The organism is Erythrobacter rubeus, from assembly GCF_014705715.1.
Classification (GTDB): Bacteria; Pseudomonadota; Alphaproteobacteria; order Sphingomonadales; family Sphingomonadaceae; genus Erythrobacter; species Erythrobacter rubeus.
In genome coordinates, this window is the sequence record NZ_JACXLC010000001.1 from 2397441 (window position 1) to 2412241 (window position 14801).

Sequence of the window (14801 nt, forward strand, 5' to 3'; positions counted from 1 at the left end):
AGGCTCAGCCTCCGGGAGGGTTTGGCGCCTCCGCTCCGGAGCCCACTTCACCTGAGACAGCGTCCGCGCCGATAGTCGGTTGCTCGGTGTCCGCGCTCTTTGCGCCGTTGGCATCGACCGGAAGGGGCGTTTCGCGCACGACCGGCTGTTCGACATTGAGATCGCTGGACGTTGCATCGATGACCTCGTCGCTCACATCGTCTCCGCTATCGGGCATCGTTTCGCCAGTGCAGGCGGTCAGGCCGGCAATGGTGAGGCACAGCGGCGCGGCGTATCTGAGAGGATTTCGCATAATTGGGCTTTCCTGTTGTGATCGTTTCACACCATCAATGCCCAAAGCGCGGCTGAGGTCCGAAATACCTCGTCAGCCTGCCCCAATTGGCGAGGACAGCGCATCGCCTCATGCGCTGTCCTCATGGGATCCGCGCCTCTCTCCCACAGGCCTTGGCCCGGCGCGGATGACGCCCTTTTCGTCGAGGCGACAGGGCGATATTCGCGTGATCAGCCCATTCGCCGGGCGAGGGTGCGCGCAGCCTTCGCCGCACGCCGTGCGGCAATCACCGCGCCGATTCCCGCGACACCCGCATGTCGCAATCGCCGCCGCCGCGCGAGCGTTGTGATGGGATTGGCGCGGCGGCGGTGGGGGAAGACGATCTTAGGCATGGGCGCGCTCAGGCTCCGCATTTTCAAGCATCACCGCGATCTCGTCCAGCAGGTTCAGCCGCTGCTTCTTCAGCCGCTCGACGTGGAAATCGCTGCACCGTTCCACTTCGGTTTCGAACCGGTGGATCGCGCGGTTGAGCGCATGGTAATGATCGGCAAGCTTGCTGAAACGCGCATTGCCGAGCTTCAGCCAGCGCATGGCCTCCACATCGTGCGGAAACTCGTCGTGCAGTTCATGCGGCGTGTGTGCGGACATAGAGGCGTTCTCCTGTGATTGCGAAGGAGAGCCTATGCGCCGCCGCAGGGCCTGTCTTTGATATGGGTCAAAGCGCCTGCGAGGCGCTGCGCAAAGCGGTTCGGCAGGGCTGGAGCATCGCGTTACATCACATAGGCGAACACGCACAACCCGCCGATCAGGCCGAGCACGCATCCGCCGACTGCTTCCAGAAACACCATGTGAGAACCCCCGTCTATGGGCCGAAAGGCCGTTAACCAAACCCCCTATCGCCGCGGGGCGTGAAGAAAGCGTTAGCGCTCCCCGCCTTCCGGCCATCGAGAGCGCCGGGGGAGACATGGACCGCATGTTACACGGTCTTGGAGAAGAAAAATTCGGCGGTTCCCTGCGGGTTTCGCCGCCCGCACAGCGCACGATGAGCCGCCAGCGCGGTGGCTCTGAAAACTTGGGGGAGAAAGGTAAGGCGCGGGCCATGCACCAGTCCTATCGCAGACGGTCTGCAGTAGGAAAGCCGGCGCGCGCAGCCCGCGATTGCGGTGCGTCAGTCGCGCGCGGTTTCGGCTTCACGGTCGCTGTCTGCGTCGTCGGTGTATTCGACGTTCTCTTCTTCGCCGAGGTCGGCAGTGACGCCGGTTTCGCCTTCTGGATCGGCGTCCTCGATGCCGGGCACGGCCTGCTCGATTTCGGCTCCGGTGAGCGCGTCATTGTCGGCAGGCGCGGCGGCGGTCTCGCCCGCATCGGCGGCGGGGTCGGCGGTTTCGGCGGTGCAGGCGGCGAGCGCAAAGCTGGCCGCGCTGAATGCCGTCATGACGGCAGCGATGGGTTTGAATGTGGTTCGCATGATTGATTCCTGATGATGTGTGTTTTGGTTAATCAATGCGAAAGCGGCCGCGCGTGTTCCGAAAAGTAATCGGGAACCGAAGAGCAGGTATCTGAATTGCAGGCGTTTTTCAGCGCGGCTTGGGGCCGATGCAGAGCGCGATCAGGGACCACCTGCATGCGGCAGATTTCTGCGATACAATGCCGCCTATGGGTAGAGCCTCGCACAGCAAAGTCAGGCAGACGGAGGTGCCGCCCGGGAGCCTTCTCGCCGCATTCGGCGGGCCCGAGGATTACCGCGATTGTTTTATCCGTGACGTACCCAATGTCGACGGGGGCGAGGTCTCGCTCGCGCAGTTTATCGAGCGGTTCTATTCCAGCACGGCCTTCCTGCCCGAACGCCTGATCCTGAAAGCCCTCGGCACCCCCGCCTCACGCGCCGACATCCGCGCGCTGGCAAGAGGCGAGACGGACAGGTTCGGCGCTTGGAGGGTGGTGGAGCGGCGAGATCACAACGCTGGAGGGGAAGTCGCGGAGCACGGACCCGCAGGGTCCGCAAGCCCGACCGGGCGCCCGCAGGCCCGAAAGGGCCGAGGAAATCGCAGCGCGGAGGCGCTGCGCAAAACAAGACTCGAAGAGATTTTGCTCGAGTCCAAGGACACAAACACCGCAAGCTGGTTCGCTGTGGAGCCGAGAAAGGACGGGACGCGCCTTTACTTTGGTTCATGGGTTGGAGGGATCGACCAATCCGGCTGGCGCGGGCTGATGCACGCGCATGTCTGGTATTCGCGGGTGCTGTTGGGTGGGGTCTAGCTACCAGAAGAACACGAGAACGAACGCGCCGACCGGTAAAGTCAGCATAGCAGGCAGGAACCAGTCACTCTCGACAACGCGTTTCACCGGCGCGAGCCGCATGCCGCCCTCGGTCCATTCGGTCTGGCCGAGCTTTCTTGGCTTATCGGGGTTGAATTTATGAAGGCTACCCATCTCAACGCGAATAGCGGCAAATCCTGAAGATACCCCTCCATCCGTCATCTCGGCCCCCGAGCCGGGATCCCGCTTGTTCTTAAACGAGCTTCGCGGAAAGAGGTTGGCCCCAGATCAAGTCCCGGGGCGATGATTGAGTTAAAGCCACATTTATGCACCTTAGACGCGATGACGACACATCCAGCGCAAAGCTCAGCAGCTACTACTTTCGCGGGCTAGTTGGAGGCGGCGGCGGTGTTGTCGGGGGGACTGATTTGCCGGGCGAGGATCTGCCCGGACTGTCATGATTTGGACGAGGTTGAGGGGTCGGTCGTGGCGTGGGTCTAGGGGTCGGGCGATTTTTATCTGACATGATTAGCTCCAAGGGCCTGAAAGCAAAGCAAAGCTAGTCACGACCACCCCCAGAAGGAATGAAATGAAAGTCGAGAAAAGCAGAAACAGAACGACTCTCGAAAGAGCTGGCATTGATGCATCGGCGCTCTTGCGAGTGTAGTAATCGTCGGTTTTCTGGATTTGTTTGCCGTACGCTAGCGAACTGACGAATTGCTCCGAAAGTCCAGAGACTAGGGAGACGAAGATGAGGCTGATGCCCACAAGCAAAATAGCCGAGGGCTCTAGAAGTTCAGTTTGCTGGGTTAGCATAAATCCTGGCACAAGAAGCGCTATCGCCGAGGACAGTTGAATTACCGTCTTTACGAAAGCGTCTTCTGCCGCCCGCTTACTGTCAATTAGCCTATTCCGCTCCGCAATATGTTGGTCGTAGCACTCCCAGTCGTCTCTACCATCTAAAGGATGCTGGCCGGTCGCGATCGCATTAACCCTTCGTCTTCCGCGGATCGTTCCCGTAGGTGTTGCGTTCTCTGATCCGACCTTCTTGATTTTGCAAATATGCTTCGCTTTGCGCATCGCGAGCGCGGGACTTTGTTTCTGCCCACGCTTCGGCTTGCGTTTTATGGACCGAAGTCGCTCTTGAAGCGCCCTCGCGTTTCACTTGCCAACCATCCTTATGTGGTGCGGTCCAGTAATCCTTACCATTCGACATGACGAACTCCTAAGTTTTCGTGATGTTCGCGGTTTAGCCACTAGATGTTCTAAATTGAGGACTCTTTTGTGACAATTTGGAGACAGCCCTTCACTCCGCCGCTTCAACTTCCCCGAACATATCCGGCCCGCCATCGGCCTCTTCGTCCTCATTGACCGCCTTCGCCTTCTGGCGCTTGTCGAATGAGCTCCACACGTCGTTCCAGTTGCCGGTGGTTGCGCCTTTCGAATATTCGGTTGCGCGGGTTTCGAAGAAGTTCGCGTGCTCCACGCCGTTCAGCAGCGGGGCGAGCCATGGCAGCGGGTGCTCTTCGATCATGTAGACCGGCTGCAGGCCCAGCTGCTTCAGCCGCCAGTCGGCGATGTAGCGGATGTAGCGCTTGATCTCGGTCGCGGTCATCCCGTTCACCGGGCCCATTTCGAACGCGAGGTCGATGAAGGCATCTTCCAGCCGCACGGTCTTCTGACAGACATCGATGATGTCTTCCTTCACCGCCTTGGTCAGGCAGTTGCGTTCCTCGCAGAAGGTGTGGAACATCTTGATGATGCCTTCGCAGTGGAGGCTTTCATCGCGGACCGACCACGATACGATCTGGCCCATGCCCTTCATCTTGTTGAAGCGCGGGAAGTTCATCAGCATCGCGAAGCTTGCGAACAGCTGCAGCCCTTCGGTGAAGCCGCCGAACATGGCGAGCGTGCGGGCAATATCTTCGTCGCTGTCGACGCTGAATTGCTGCATGTAATCGTGCTTGTCCTTCATCTCCTCATATTCGAGGAAGGCGCTGTATTCGCTTTCGGGCATGCCGATCGTGTCGAGCAGGTGCGAATAGGCGGCGATGTGGACCGTCTCCATATTGGAGAACGCGGTGAGCATCATCTTGATTTCGGTCGGCTTGAACACGCGGCCGTATTTGTCGTGGTAGCAATCCTGCACCTCGACATCGGCCTGGGTGAAAAAGCGGAAGATCTGGGTGAGCAGATTGCGCTCATGCTCGGTGATTTTCTGCGCCCAATCGCGGCAATCCTCACCCAGCGGCACCTCTTCGGGCATCCAGTGGATCTGCTGCTGGCGTTTCCAGAAGTCGTAGGCCCACGGATATTCGAAGGGCTTGTAGGTCTTTCTGGCTTCGAGCAACGACATGTTGTGGTCCCTTTGTTTGGCGTGAACGACTCATATAGGGAATCAGAGCCGGAATTCGAAGGCAAGCAGGTATAATTCGGCGGGGATAAACCGTGCAAAATCTGAGTCGAACAGAGCGGGTGTTCGGCTGACTTGCACGGGCCTCAACACCCTTGCTTGCGGGCTGTGCAAGTGCGGGCCGGTGCGTGCCTTTCCGGGGCCGTTTGCGTTACCCCGAACCGCGTTTCTTAGACCCGAAGAAACTGCCGCCGCCCAGCACGGTAATCCCGACGAAAAAGCCGAAATCGTACCAGCCGCCGGTGTTAGGGACGGCGTAGACGGCGATGTCCGGGCTGAAGAGCGATCCGATCCAGGCCCATGGAAAGATGAAACCGTGCCACAGGCCCCACCAGAAACCGGGCACCTCCGCGCCTGCGCTGACCCCGGCATCGATCTGCGACGCGCAAGCCGACAGCAGCAATGCGAGCGCGAAAGCGGCGGCGATCCGTCCGATCATGACATCTCGACCAGCAGCATTGCAGCCCCGAGCAAGGCGAAGGCCGGGCCGAAGACAATTGCGATCCGCGCCGTCCAGAAGAGCAGCGCGCGGTTGAACGGCGTCTGATTGTAGGCGCTGGCAGACGGTTGGACCTGGCGGTTTCGCCCGCGCAAGACCGTCCAGCCGCTCCAGCCGAAAACCATCCCGGTAGCGATCAGGACGATCGCGGTGATGATCGCCATGGCCTCGCTCATCCGGAGAAGTATTTCACCGCGACGATGAACCACAGCACGGGCAGGAACATGATCACCACCGGTATGTGAATGCGCGCGGCGTTGGCGGCGTGGCCATGGATGCTGACGCGCAAGGTGCGGTATGCGTTGATGAGGAATGCGAGGCCCAAAACGGTCCCGGCGAGCCCGATCCAAAGTGTGGATGTCATGTTTGCGTGCCTTCCCTCTCCGTGTGTCCAGAGCGGGACTATGACACAGATCGTAGCGCCTTGCGAGGTTTGCGCGAGAGGCCGGCGATCAGCAGAAGCGGTGCGGCATCGCGCCGGGCAGGTCGTCGCCTTCACCCGGCGGAGCCGGTGCGGATGCGGCAGCGGCCTGATCGTCCTGCAACCGGCCCAGCTGTTCCTCGCTGAGCGGCGTCGCAAATGTCACACCGACCTCGCCGTTCTCCGACCAGCGGATATTTGCGCGATGCGGGCCAGAGGCTCCGATATAGATCTGCAGCGGCGCGCCGGGGATCAGCTTCTTGCCCGATGCAGGAAAGCGGCACCCACCAACCGAAAGTTCGGTCAGCGTAACGTCGACCTGACTGCCGAGCCCGGTGAAGTACCGGCCCGGAAGCGTGATCGTTTTACGAGAAGTCTGACGGGTGCGCATGACATCGCGGGCGTAACGCGATGATGCTTAAATCGGCGTAAACGTGACAGGCGGGCAAAGAAAAACCCCGCGAGACCGGTGCCTCGCGGGGTTTGGAATTGCACGCCGACAGAGCCTACTGACAGCTCAAGCATTCCTCGTAATCGGTCTGCTGTTCGCCGAGTTCGGCTTTCAGCGCGATTTCGGGGGCGTCTTTCGTGTTGTCCGCTTCGACCCCGCCGGCAAAGCCTGCGCGCTGGACCGATTTCGAGCGGAGGTAATAGAGCGACTTGATGCCCTTCTCCCACGCCTGGAAGTGCAGCATCATCAGATCCCACTTGTCGACATCGGCCGGGATGAACAGGTTCAGCGACTGCGCCTGATCGATATAGGGCGCGCGGTCGGCGGCGAATTCGAGCAGCCAGCGCTGGTCGATTTCGAAGCTGGTCTTGAAGCTCGCCTTTTCCTCGGCGGTGAGGAAATCGAGGTGCTGGACACTGCCGCCCTGCTCCAGGATCGAATTCCAGACATTGTTCGAATTCTTCGATTTCTTGTCGAGCACCTTCTCCAGATACGGGTTCTTCACGATGAAGCTGCCCGACAGGGTCTTGTGCGTGTAGATATTCGCCGGGATCGGCTCGATGCAGGCGCTGGTACCGCCGCAGATGATGCTGATCGACGCGGTCGGCGCGATCGCCATCTTGCAGCTGAACCGCTCCATCGCGCCCATTTCGGCAGCGTCCGGGCACGGTCCGCGCTCCTGCGCGAGGAGCATGCTGGCCTCCGATGCCTTGGCCTGAATATGCTTGAACATCTTGAGGTTCAGCGCCTTGGCCATCGCGCTTTCGAAGCCCAGCCCCTTTTGCTGAAGGAAGGAGTGGAAGCCCATCACGCCGAGGCCCACGCTGCGCTCCCGCTCGGCAGAATATTTGGCGCGGGCCATCTCGTCCGGCGCACGGTCGATATAATCCTGCAGGACGTTGTCGAGCATGCGCATGACGTCTTCGATGAATTGCTTGTCGCCGCTCCACTCGTCCCATTTTTCAAGGTTGAGCGAGGAGAGGCAGCACACTGCCGTGCGATCATTGCCGAGATGGTCGACACCGGTCGGCAGGGTGATTTCGGAGCACAGGTTGGAGGTCGAGACCTTCAGGCCCAGCTCGCGGTGATGCTTTGGCATCATGCGGTTCACCGTGTCGTTGAACACGATGTAGGGCTCACCCGTGGCAAGGCGGGTTTCGACCAGTTTCTGGAACAGCGAGCGCGCATCGACAGAGCCGCGCACTTCGCCGGTCTTGGGCGATTTCAGCTCAAACTCGGCGCCTTCGCGCACGGCTTCCATGAAATCGTCAGTTAGCAGCACGCCGTGGTGCAGGTTCAAGGCCTTGCGGTTGAAGTCGCCAGAAGGCTTACGAATTTCGAGGAATTCCTCGATCTCAGGGTGCGAGATATCGAGATAGCACGCCGCCGAACCGCGCCGCAGCGAGCCTTGCGAAATCGCCAGCGTCAGGCTGTCCATCACGCGTACGAACGGGATGATGCCGCTGGTCTTGCCGTTCAGGCCCACCGGCTCACCGATACCGCGGACATTGCCCCAATAGGTGCCGATGCCGCCGCCCTTGGATGCAAGCCAGACATTCTCGTTCCAGGTGTTGACGATGCCATCGAGGCTGTCGGACACGGAATTGAGATAGCAGCTGATCGGCAGGCCGCGCGACGTGCCGCCATTGGACAGAACCGGGGTTGCCGGCATGAACCACAGGTTCGAGATATAGTCGTAAAGCCGCTGGGCGTGCTCCTGATCATCGGCGTAGGCATCGGCAACACGCGCGAACAGGTCCTGATATTTCTCACCGGGCAGCAGATAACGATCGGTCAGCGTTTCCTTGCCGAATTCGGTCAGGTTGGCATCGCGGCTTTCATCGATCGTGATGTCGAACCGGCGATCGTTGACCTTCTTGCTGCTGGTGTCGGCAGCGCTCTTGGCCGCTTCGCCGATGGCACTGGCGAGCGCTTCTCCGGCCTTTTCCGCGACCAGTTCTTCGCTGCCCTTGTCGCTCGTCTTCATGCTTACAGCCTTTTTCTTCGTGGCGCTCGCTTTCGCAGCGGGGGCATCGGTTGCCACGCCCGTATCCGTTTCGGTCAGCACATCGCCTGTCGCTTCGTTCGGCACGCTATCACTCGCTTTAAATTCCATCTCAGCCCCGTTCGTGTCCCTGAATCAGAGCCATGCGACCTTCTAGCGAAGAAATACGCATGTTCCGATTCTGTTCTCTACAGCCCGATCAACAGAATCTCCGCAGGAAAGCCACAGCCTGTCCTGCATTTTATCCCCATGATCACCCTGTCCGGTGCCGATCTGACCCACGCTTGAGACTCCGATCCCCTGCGCGAAAGCCCCAAGTATCAATATGGGGTCGATGCGCTGCGATCACTAGGTCTTGTGGGTATGCAGCCCCGAACAACCACTAAATGATGAATCACAGGACTCCGCAGCGCAAGAGGGTAAATACCGATTAACGCAAATCCACACGCCGATTTCGCACTGTGTTACGTTACTGCAACGCAGCGACGCAGCAGAATTCCTAGGCTTCTCGAACACGCAACCCCAAAAAGGAATCTGCGAAAAAATTTTAGCGGGCAAAAGCTGCCGAGCGGGCTTGTGAATCAATCGAATCCGAGGGCGCAACAATCGAATCCAGATCGCGCCGAGGGCGGCGCCAAAACGCTCACCTCGCAAGGTCGAAAACGCGAAATGCGGCGACGCAGCGCGCGCTCGCGGCTAACCTCACCCGATGCTCGAATCGGTCCCATCCGCATTGCTCGAAAATCTGCTCGATCGTCATGGCGAGGCGCCGCGCCATTATCACGATTGGTCGCATGTCGAAGCGTTGCTGGCTCATTTCGAAACCGTAGAGGACCGGATCAGCGACCGCGCAGCGGTGCTTTACGCAATCCTGTTTCACGATGCGATTTACGATCCGCGCGCCAAGGACAATGAACGGCGCAGCGCGGCTTTGCTGATCGAAAGCGCGCCCCCGCTATCGCCCGCAAGCCTCTCAGCCGCACGCAGGATGATAGAGGCAACCGAAGGGCATTACCTGCCGAGCGACCTGTCCGAGGCGGCGCAGCAGGACTGCGCGCACTTTCTCGACATGGACCTGGGGATCCTCGGCGCGCCGGCGAGCCGCTTCGACATCTACGAGCAGCAAATCCGCGCGGAGTACGCCCACGTGCCGGACGACGCCTTTCGCGAAGGCCGCGCCAAAGTCCTGCGCCACTTCTCGCAGCGCGAACAGCTGTATTTCAGCCCATGGGGACAGGACCGGTTCGAAGCTCGCGCGCGCAAACCTCGCGCGATCGCTTGAAAAGCTCGAAGGTTAGGCTGCGACGGAATTATCCTGCGTCGCGCCCTTCGCATGCGCCGCGATCTCTTGCGCCAGCCGGTCGATCAGTTCTGGCGGAAGGTCGTGGCCCCAGCCGGGCAGAGTGACCAGCTTCGCGCCCGGAATATGCGCGGCGGTGTCCTTTCCGCCTTCCAGCTTGACCAGCGGATCGGCCTCGCCGTGCAGCACGAGCGTGGGCGTGGTGACCGATTTCAGACGCTCGCGCCGGTCGCCATCATCGATGATCGCTGCAAGTTGGCGCGGAAGGCCAGCGGGATAGACGCTGCGCCTGACCAGTGTGGACACGCGCTGGCGCCGGCGCTCGGGGTCCGCCGGAAAGCCGGGGCTGCCGATGGCCTGCTGCACCTTGATCCCGTGCGCGATGAGGTCCCCTTCTTTCATCGAGGGCAACGGTGCGACCAGCGCATCCATGGCCGGTTTGTCCGCCTGGGGCAGCTTGCGGTGGCCGGTGGTCGACATGATCGAGGTGAGCGAGTGCAGCTTGTCGGCGTGGTTGATCGCCATCAGCTGCGCGATCATTCCACCCATCGAGGCACCGACCACATGCGCGCGCTCGATCCGCAAGGCGTCGAGCAGCCCCGCACCATCGCCCGCCATGTCGGCCAGCGTGTAGGGCACCTTTGCGGGGAAGCCGATCAGCTTGCGCAGGATTTGCGTCTTGATCCCCGGAGCCTTTGCGCCTTCGAATTTCTGCGAGAGCCCGATATCGCGGTTGTCATAGCGGATCACGCGGTAGCCATGGCCCTTCAGCGCTTCGACGAATTCGTCCGGCCACAGGATCATCTGCGCGCCCAGCCCCATGACGAGCAGGATCGGCTCGTCGTTCGCGTTGCCCTGCTCTTCGTAAAACAATTCGACGCCGTTGGCGGTAATGGTCGGCATTCATTCGCTCCGTGAGTTGGCTTTCCATTCGCCCGAATGCCCGAAAACGGCTCATTACCCAAGTCCCGGTGCGAAAGCGCGCGCAAAAACGCGCCGCACCCACCCTGACCCTCGGTACTAACCAAGCGGGACTGGAGGCAGGGGGATGCGGCGCGCAGGCCCTGATTAGGGGGCCGGCCTCGGCGTCAGGAGATGCGTGTCTACCTTAGCCGCCAAGCAGGATGTATTTGTTCTCGCCCGCGGCAAAGCGTTCGGGCCGGGATCGCTTCATCTCGGCATAAAGCTGCTCTTTGATCTCGATATTGTCGGCAAACACGATCCGCGCCAGGAACTTGATGTTTTCGGCGTTGGCCACCGGTACTTCGGCGAGCGTATCGAGCTTCGCAACAGCGTGCCTCGCGACCCGCCGCGCAGCCCAATTGCCCCTGCCTCTAAGCACTTCGATATTCTCTGCGGTCCCGTCCGCGCCCATGGTGAACGCTACCTCGACAATGGCGTTGTTGGGCTGAACCTTGCGCGTGATCGGCTCTCTTGCGAGCGCGCGGTTGAGGTCTTTCGTGGTGTCCTCTTGCCATTGCTCCATCGCGCTGGCGGACAGCACGACGATATCGTCGGACGCGCCCTCGGCCTTTTCGCTGGCAGATGCAGGAGCGGACAAGGGCAGCGCCAAGGCAGCGGCCATAGCGGCAGCGGAGATGGTTTTCGTCACGGTATTCATCGGATCATCCTCTTCCAAAAATCTCGAAGATGATCGATCGCAAAGACATGCCGAACACCAGTCCCGTTTACTCGTGCATTGGCCCTGTCGGTCGATCAGACGCGGTGAGCAGATGTCGCAAATTCACCTCAAGGGGTTTCAAGGTGCCGCCCACCGCGTCGATAGGCAAAGTGCCAGATTGAACGAAGATTACAATTATGCATCGCCAAAAGGCTTTTTATGTCGCCTGAGCGGCGTTGGCCATCGATAAACTGCTCACGGGTCTCGACGGGCGTAAACGGCGAAAAGGGCTCAGCGCCAGGTCGGACCGCCGATTGCGAAGCCTCGGCCTTCCAGCTCGTCAAGCACGCCGCCCTCTTCGGCGAGGACCCGCAGCGGCACGACGGCGACGCTGGTGCCCTCCTCGACAGCCGCTTCTTCGATCAAGCCGACCCATTGCGCGCGGATTTCCTCACCGACTTCCGCATCAGCCCAAGGCCAGCAACGGCCCAGCGCCACTTCGAGCGGGTTTGCCATGACTGCAGGCACATCGAATTTGCGCCAGTCATTGCCCCGCGCCTCGATAATAGACTGGCCGGCTTCGGTGGCCGCCATCGCTGCCTCGAGACAGGGAATGTGCTCGCGCGGGTCCGCTTCGGCGAGATCGTCGAGCAGGTCCTCGCCGCGAAAACGCTCCGGGCGCGTGATCGGCACGTCGGCCTTGTCCGCCGCCTTTCGCACAATATCGGTCGCATCATCGGTAGTATCGTCGTCGAAATCGAGCCGCCGCGCGAGCAGATCGAAACTGGTCATCAGGAAGGAGCGGCGATCGTAATCGATATCGTACTCTTCCTCGAGCGCGGCGAGCCGGGCGCGCTGCTCTATCGTCAGGTAGTCGGCGGCAACACCCTTGTCCGGCAGCCTAGTAAAGCGCCCTCCGCGAAAGATCAGGCGAAAGACGTCGCCGGGCGAAAATTTGGGCCGCGCGCGGATGATCGCCCGGTCGGCTTCGGCGGTCGCCTCTTCGAGCCGGTCGGGTTGCCACGGCGTCGACTTGGGAACCGCGCGGATTTCTCCAACAAGGATGACAGTGCCGGTCTCGGTCTCAATGAACCACATCGGCGCACCCGAACGCTGGGCGGTGACGACGATCTGGTTTTGGGTGGTCGGCGCGGCAGAGGTGTCCTGCGCCGTCGCCGGTACCGCCCAAATGGCAAGCGCAGCGAGAGTGAATATGCCAGTTTTCATGCGGGCGCTCGAGTTTCCTTCGGGGATTTCAATAATGCCGAACTGCGATGAATCCAGTCAAAACGCTGCTTACGGCACCAGCACCGTATCCCGCGGCGTTTCGTCGGTCTCGGGGTAATCCAGCGTGTAATGCAGCCCGCGGCTTTCGCTGCGGCTCAGCGCGCTGTCGACGATCAGCTCGGCTGCCTGCAGCAGGTTCCTGAGCTCGATCAGGTCGGTCGTCACGCGGAAGCTGCCGTAATAATCCTCCACCTCCTGCTTCAAAAGCGCGATGCGGTTGCGCGCGCGTTCCATCCGTTTGGTCGTGCGCACGATGCCGACATAATTCCACATGAAGCGGCGAATTTCGGTCCAGTTCTGCTTGATGACCACCTCTTCGTCGGAATCGGTCACGCGGCTCTCATCCCACGGCAGGATCGCAGGCGGTTCATCGAGTTCGTCCCACATCGTGATGATGTCGCTCGCCGCCGCTTCGCCGAATACGAAGCATTCGAGCAGGCTGTTCGATGCCAGCCGGTTCGCGCCATGAAGCCCGCTTTCGGTGCATTCGCCCGCTGCCCAAAGGCCGGGCAGATCGGTGCGCGCATACAGATCCACCACCACGCCCCCGCAGGTGTAATGCTGCGCCGGGACGACCGGGATCGGCTCTTTCGTCATGTCGATGCCAAGGCCCGATAGCTTTTCATGGATGGTCGGAAAATGCTCGGTCACGAATTCGGCCGGCTGGTGGCTAATATCGAGATGCACGAAGTCCAGGCCGAAGCGCTTGATCTGATCGTCGATCGCGCGCGCCACCACATCACGCGGGGCCAGCTCCATCCGCTCGGTATCGTAATCCGCCATGAACCGGCGCCCGGTCTCCGGGTGGAGCAAGTGCCCGCCCTCGCCGCGCACGGCCTCTGTAATCAGGAAGTTCTTGACCTCGAGATTGTAGAGGCAGGTCGGGTGGAACTGCATCATTTCCATGTTGGAAACCCGCGCGCCCGCTCGCCAAGCCATCGCGATCCCGTCGCCCGTGGCGCCGCGCGGGGCGGTAGAGAACTGGTAGACTCGGCCCGCGCCGCCCGCGGCGAGGATTGTCGCTTTTGCGATGTGCCGCTCGACCCGCCCGGTTTCCTCGTTGAGCGCATAGACACCCCAGACCCGCCCGGCTGCGGAGAACTTTTCCCGGTGGCGGTCGGTGATGAAATCGATGCAGGTGCGCCCGGCCAGCATGGTAATGTTCGGGCTCGCCTCAGCCGCTTTCAGCAGCGCTTCCTGCACCGCCCAACCGGTCGCATCGTCGACATGGACGATCCTGCGATGCGAATGGCCACCTTCGCGGGTGAGGTGCAGCGAATCCGCGTCGCGGTTGAAAGGGACGCCGAGCTCACACAGCCGGTCGATGCTCGCAGGCGCGCGCTCGATCACGAATTCGACCGTTTCGCGGTCGTTGAGGCCCGCGCCCGCGACCATGGTATCGCGCACATGGTTTTCGAAGGTGTCGCCTGCATCGAGCACCGCCGCAATCCCGCCTTGTGCCCAGGCGGTCGAACCACCCGTCAGCGTCCCCTTGGCGAGCACCAGGACTCTCTTCGATTCCGCGAGTTCGAGCGCTGCCGTGAGGCCCGCGGCGCCGGAGCCGATGACGATCACATCGTATTGTGCGTTATTCATCAGCGCGTCATGCCGAGAACCACGGAACCGGGCAAGCTTGGAGCGCGAATTGCGAAGGCGCGTCCGGTTTTGCGAACGCAGTTTGGAACAGGGGCTTGAACGGAAGCCAAATGCACTGCACGCACTAAGCATGGGCAGCTCGCAACCGCGATCAAACCGTCAGGCGCTGATTTCCCGGCTATCCGGATATTGGAAGATGGAGGCGGGCAATGTCGTGTTGATGCCCGCCATCATGGTGTTCCTGGCGGGCGGCGAGATCGGTGCCGCATCGATCGCCGCGATGATCCCGATGATGGCCTTGCTCGCAATCGGCGCGATCTACTGGCGCGCGAAATTGCACCAGATCCGGCACGGCACATCCCCCGACGACACCATTCGAAAGATCGCGGCGCTGGACACGCCGATGCTCGTTGCAAGCGCCGCTGCAATTCTGGCTGCGATAGCGGCCTGGACTGCCGAAGGGCTTGCTGTCGGCCTCGCAGATCGCTGGGTCGCGACCGTCGCCGCGCTGCTCGCTGCGCTCGAATACGTAAATTACTACCACCGCCAGCTTCAGCATTTCGATCACCTGTCGGACTGGAAGCGGCTGATATCCGGCGGCGGATTTCGCAAGAGCCAGCTGCGGCAGGATATCGAGCGGCTTGCCGGCGATTAAGGCGAGATGAATTTTGGGGTGGC

At 61.0% G+C, this 14801-nt stretch carries 19 protein-coding genes; 3 read left to right on the plus strand and 16 right to left on the minus strand.

Translation table 11 applies throughout. From position 1 onward, the window contains the following. Positions 1–4: 4 nt before the first annotated feature. The 4 genes from IB285_RS11785 to IB285_RS11800 form a co-directional block, all read right to left on the minus strand. Positions 5–292 carry a hypothetical protein gene (locus tag IB285_RS11785; RefSeq protein ID WP_190788350.1) on the minus strand — a complete coding sequence of 96 codons (288 nt, stop codon included), beginning with the start codon at positions 290–292 and terminating at the stop codon, positions 5–7. A 209-nt stretch (positions 293–501) separates the two neighbouring features. After that, on the minus strand, positions 502–663 hold the full coding sequence (locus IB285_RS11790) for a hypothetical protein (protein ID WP_190788351.1): 162 nt from the start codon (positions 661–663) through the stop codon (positions 502–504). Continuing rightward, entirely contained in the window at positions 656–919 is a 264-nt protein-coding gene (locus tag IB285_RS11795) for a YdcH family protein (protein WP_190788352.1), read from the minus strand. The genes IB285_RS11790 and IB285_RS11795 overlap by 8 nt, the downstream gene beginning before the upstream one ends. 520 nt (positions 920–1439) lie before the next feature. Then, the gene (locus IB285_RS11800) at positions 1440–1739 is read right to left on the minus strand and encodes a hypothetical protein (protein ID WP_190788353.1); all 300 of its coding nucleotides are present in this window, start codon (positions 1737–1739) and stop codon (positions 1440–1442) included. A 227-nt stretch (positions 1740–1966) separates the two neighbouring features. On the opposite strand from IB285_RS11800, the gene IB285_RS11805 reads away from it, so the two are divergent. After that, complete coding sequence (locus IB285_RS11805; protein ID WP_234033139.1) at positions 1967–2530, plus strand: hypothetical protein; 564 nt, start codon at positions 1967–1969, stop codon at positions 2528–2530. Here the strand turns inward: IB285_RS11805 and IB285_RS11810 are convergent, their stop codons facing one another. From IB285_RS11810 to IB285_RS11845, 8 genes are all read right to left on the minus strand, one after another. Further along, the gene (locus IB285_RS11810; RefSeq protein ID WP_190788355.1) at positions 2531–2704 is read right to left on the minus strand and encodes a hypothetical protein; all 174 of its coding nucleotides are present in this window, start codon (positions 2702–2704) and stop codon (positions 2531–2533) included. A gap of 814 nt (positions 2705–3518) precedes the next feature. Continuing rightward, entirely contained in the window at positions 3519–3746 is a 228-nt protein-coding gene (locus tag IB285_RS11815) for a DUF2188 domain-containing protein (protein WP_190788356.1), read from the minus strand. 90 nt (positions 3747–3836) lie between these two features. Then, the gene (locus IB285_RS11820) at positions 3837–4886 is read right to left on the minus strand and encodes a ribonucleotide-diphosphate reductase subunit beta (RefSeq protein ID WP_190788357.1); all 1050 of its coding nucleotides are present in this window, start codon (positions 4884–4886) and stop codon (positions 3837–3839) included. A 208-nt stretch (positions 4887–5094) separates the two neighbouring features. Next, a complete protein-coding gene (locus tag IB285_RS11825; RefSeq protein ID WP_190788358.1) occupies positions 5095–5382 on the minus strand; it encodes a hypothetical protein in 288 nt (95 codons plus the stop codon). Next, positions 5379–5606, minus strand: coding sequence for a hypothetical protein (locus IB285_RS11830; RefSeq protein WP_190788359.1), 228 nt, complete (start codon positions 5604–5606; stop codon positions 5379–5381). The genes IB285_RS11825 and IB285_RS11830 overlap by 4 nt, the downstream gene beginning before the upstream one ends. Before the next feature lie 8 nt (positions 5607–5614). Next, positions 5615–5806 (minus strand): hypothetical protein, encoded by a 192-nt coding sequence (locus IB285_RS11835; RefSeq protein ID WP_190788360.1) that lies wholly within the window; start codon positions 5804–5806, stop codon positions 5615–5617. A gap of 88 nt (positions 5807–5894) precedes the next feature. Further along, positions 5895–6254 (minus strand): PilZ domain-containing protein, encoded by a 360-nt coding sequence (locus IB285_RS11840; protein ID WP_190788361.1) that lies wholly within the window; start codon positions 6252–6254, stop codon positions 5895–5897. A gap of 115 nt (positions 6255–6369) precedes the next feature. Then, a complete protein-coding gene (locus tag IB285_RS11845; RefSeq protein ID WP_190788362.1) occupies positions 6370–8430 on the minus strand; it encodes a ribonucleoside-diphosphate reductase subunit alpha in 2061 nt (686 codons plus the stop codon). Positions 8431–9028: 598 nt separating this feature from the next. On the opposite strand from IB285_RS11845, the gene IB285_RS11850 reads away from it, so the two are divergent. After that, entirely contained in the window at positions 9029–9601 is a 573-nt protein-coding gene (locus IB285_RS11850) for an HD domain-containing protein (RefSeq protein ID WP_190788363.1), read from the plus strand. Positions 9602–9613: 12 nt separating this feature from the next. Here the strand turns inward: IB285_RS11850 and IB285_RS11855 are convergent, their stop codons facing one another. From IB285_RS11855 to nadB, 4 genes are all read right to left on the minus strand, one after another. After that, a complete protein-coding gene (locus IB285_RS11855) occupies positions 9614–10522 on the minus strand; it encodes an alpha/beta fold hydrolase (RefSeq protein WP_190788364.1) in 909 nt (302 codons plus the stop codon). Between the two features lie 205 nt (positions 10523–10727). Continuing rightward, a complete protein-coding gene (locus IB285_RS11860; protein WP_190788365.1) occupies positions 10728–11240 on the minus strand; it encodes a hypothetical protein in 513 nt (170 codons plus the stop codon). Between the two features lie 291 nt (positions 11241–11531). Further along, positions 11532–12467: a TraB/GumN family protein gene (locus IB285_RS11865; RefSeq protein ID WP_190788366.1), complete on the minus strand. Its 936-nt coding sequence runs from the start codon at positions 12465–12467 to the stop codon at positions 11532–11534. Between the two features lie 69 nt (positions 12468–12536). Continuing rightward, a complete protein-coding gene (gene nadB / locus IB285_RS11870; protein WP_190788367.1) occupies positions 12537–14123 on the minus strand; it encodes an L-aspartate oxidase in 1587 nt (528 codons plus the stop codon). A gap of 130 nt (positions 14124–14253) precedes the next feature. Between nadB and IB285_RS11875 the strand changes: the two genes are divergently transcribed. Then, positions 14254–14778 carry a hypothetical protein gene (locus IB285_RS11875; RefSeq protein WP_190788368.1) on the plus strand — a complete coding sequence of 175 codons (525 nt, stop codon included), beginning with the start codon at positions 14254–14256 and terminating at the stop codon, positions 14776–14778. Positions 14779–14801 lie beyond the last annotated feature (23 nt).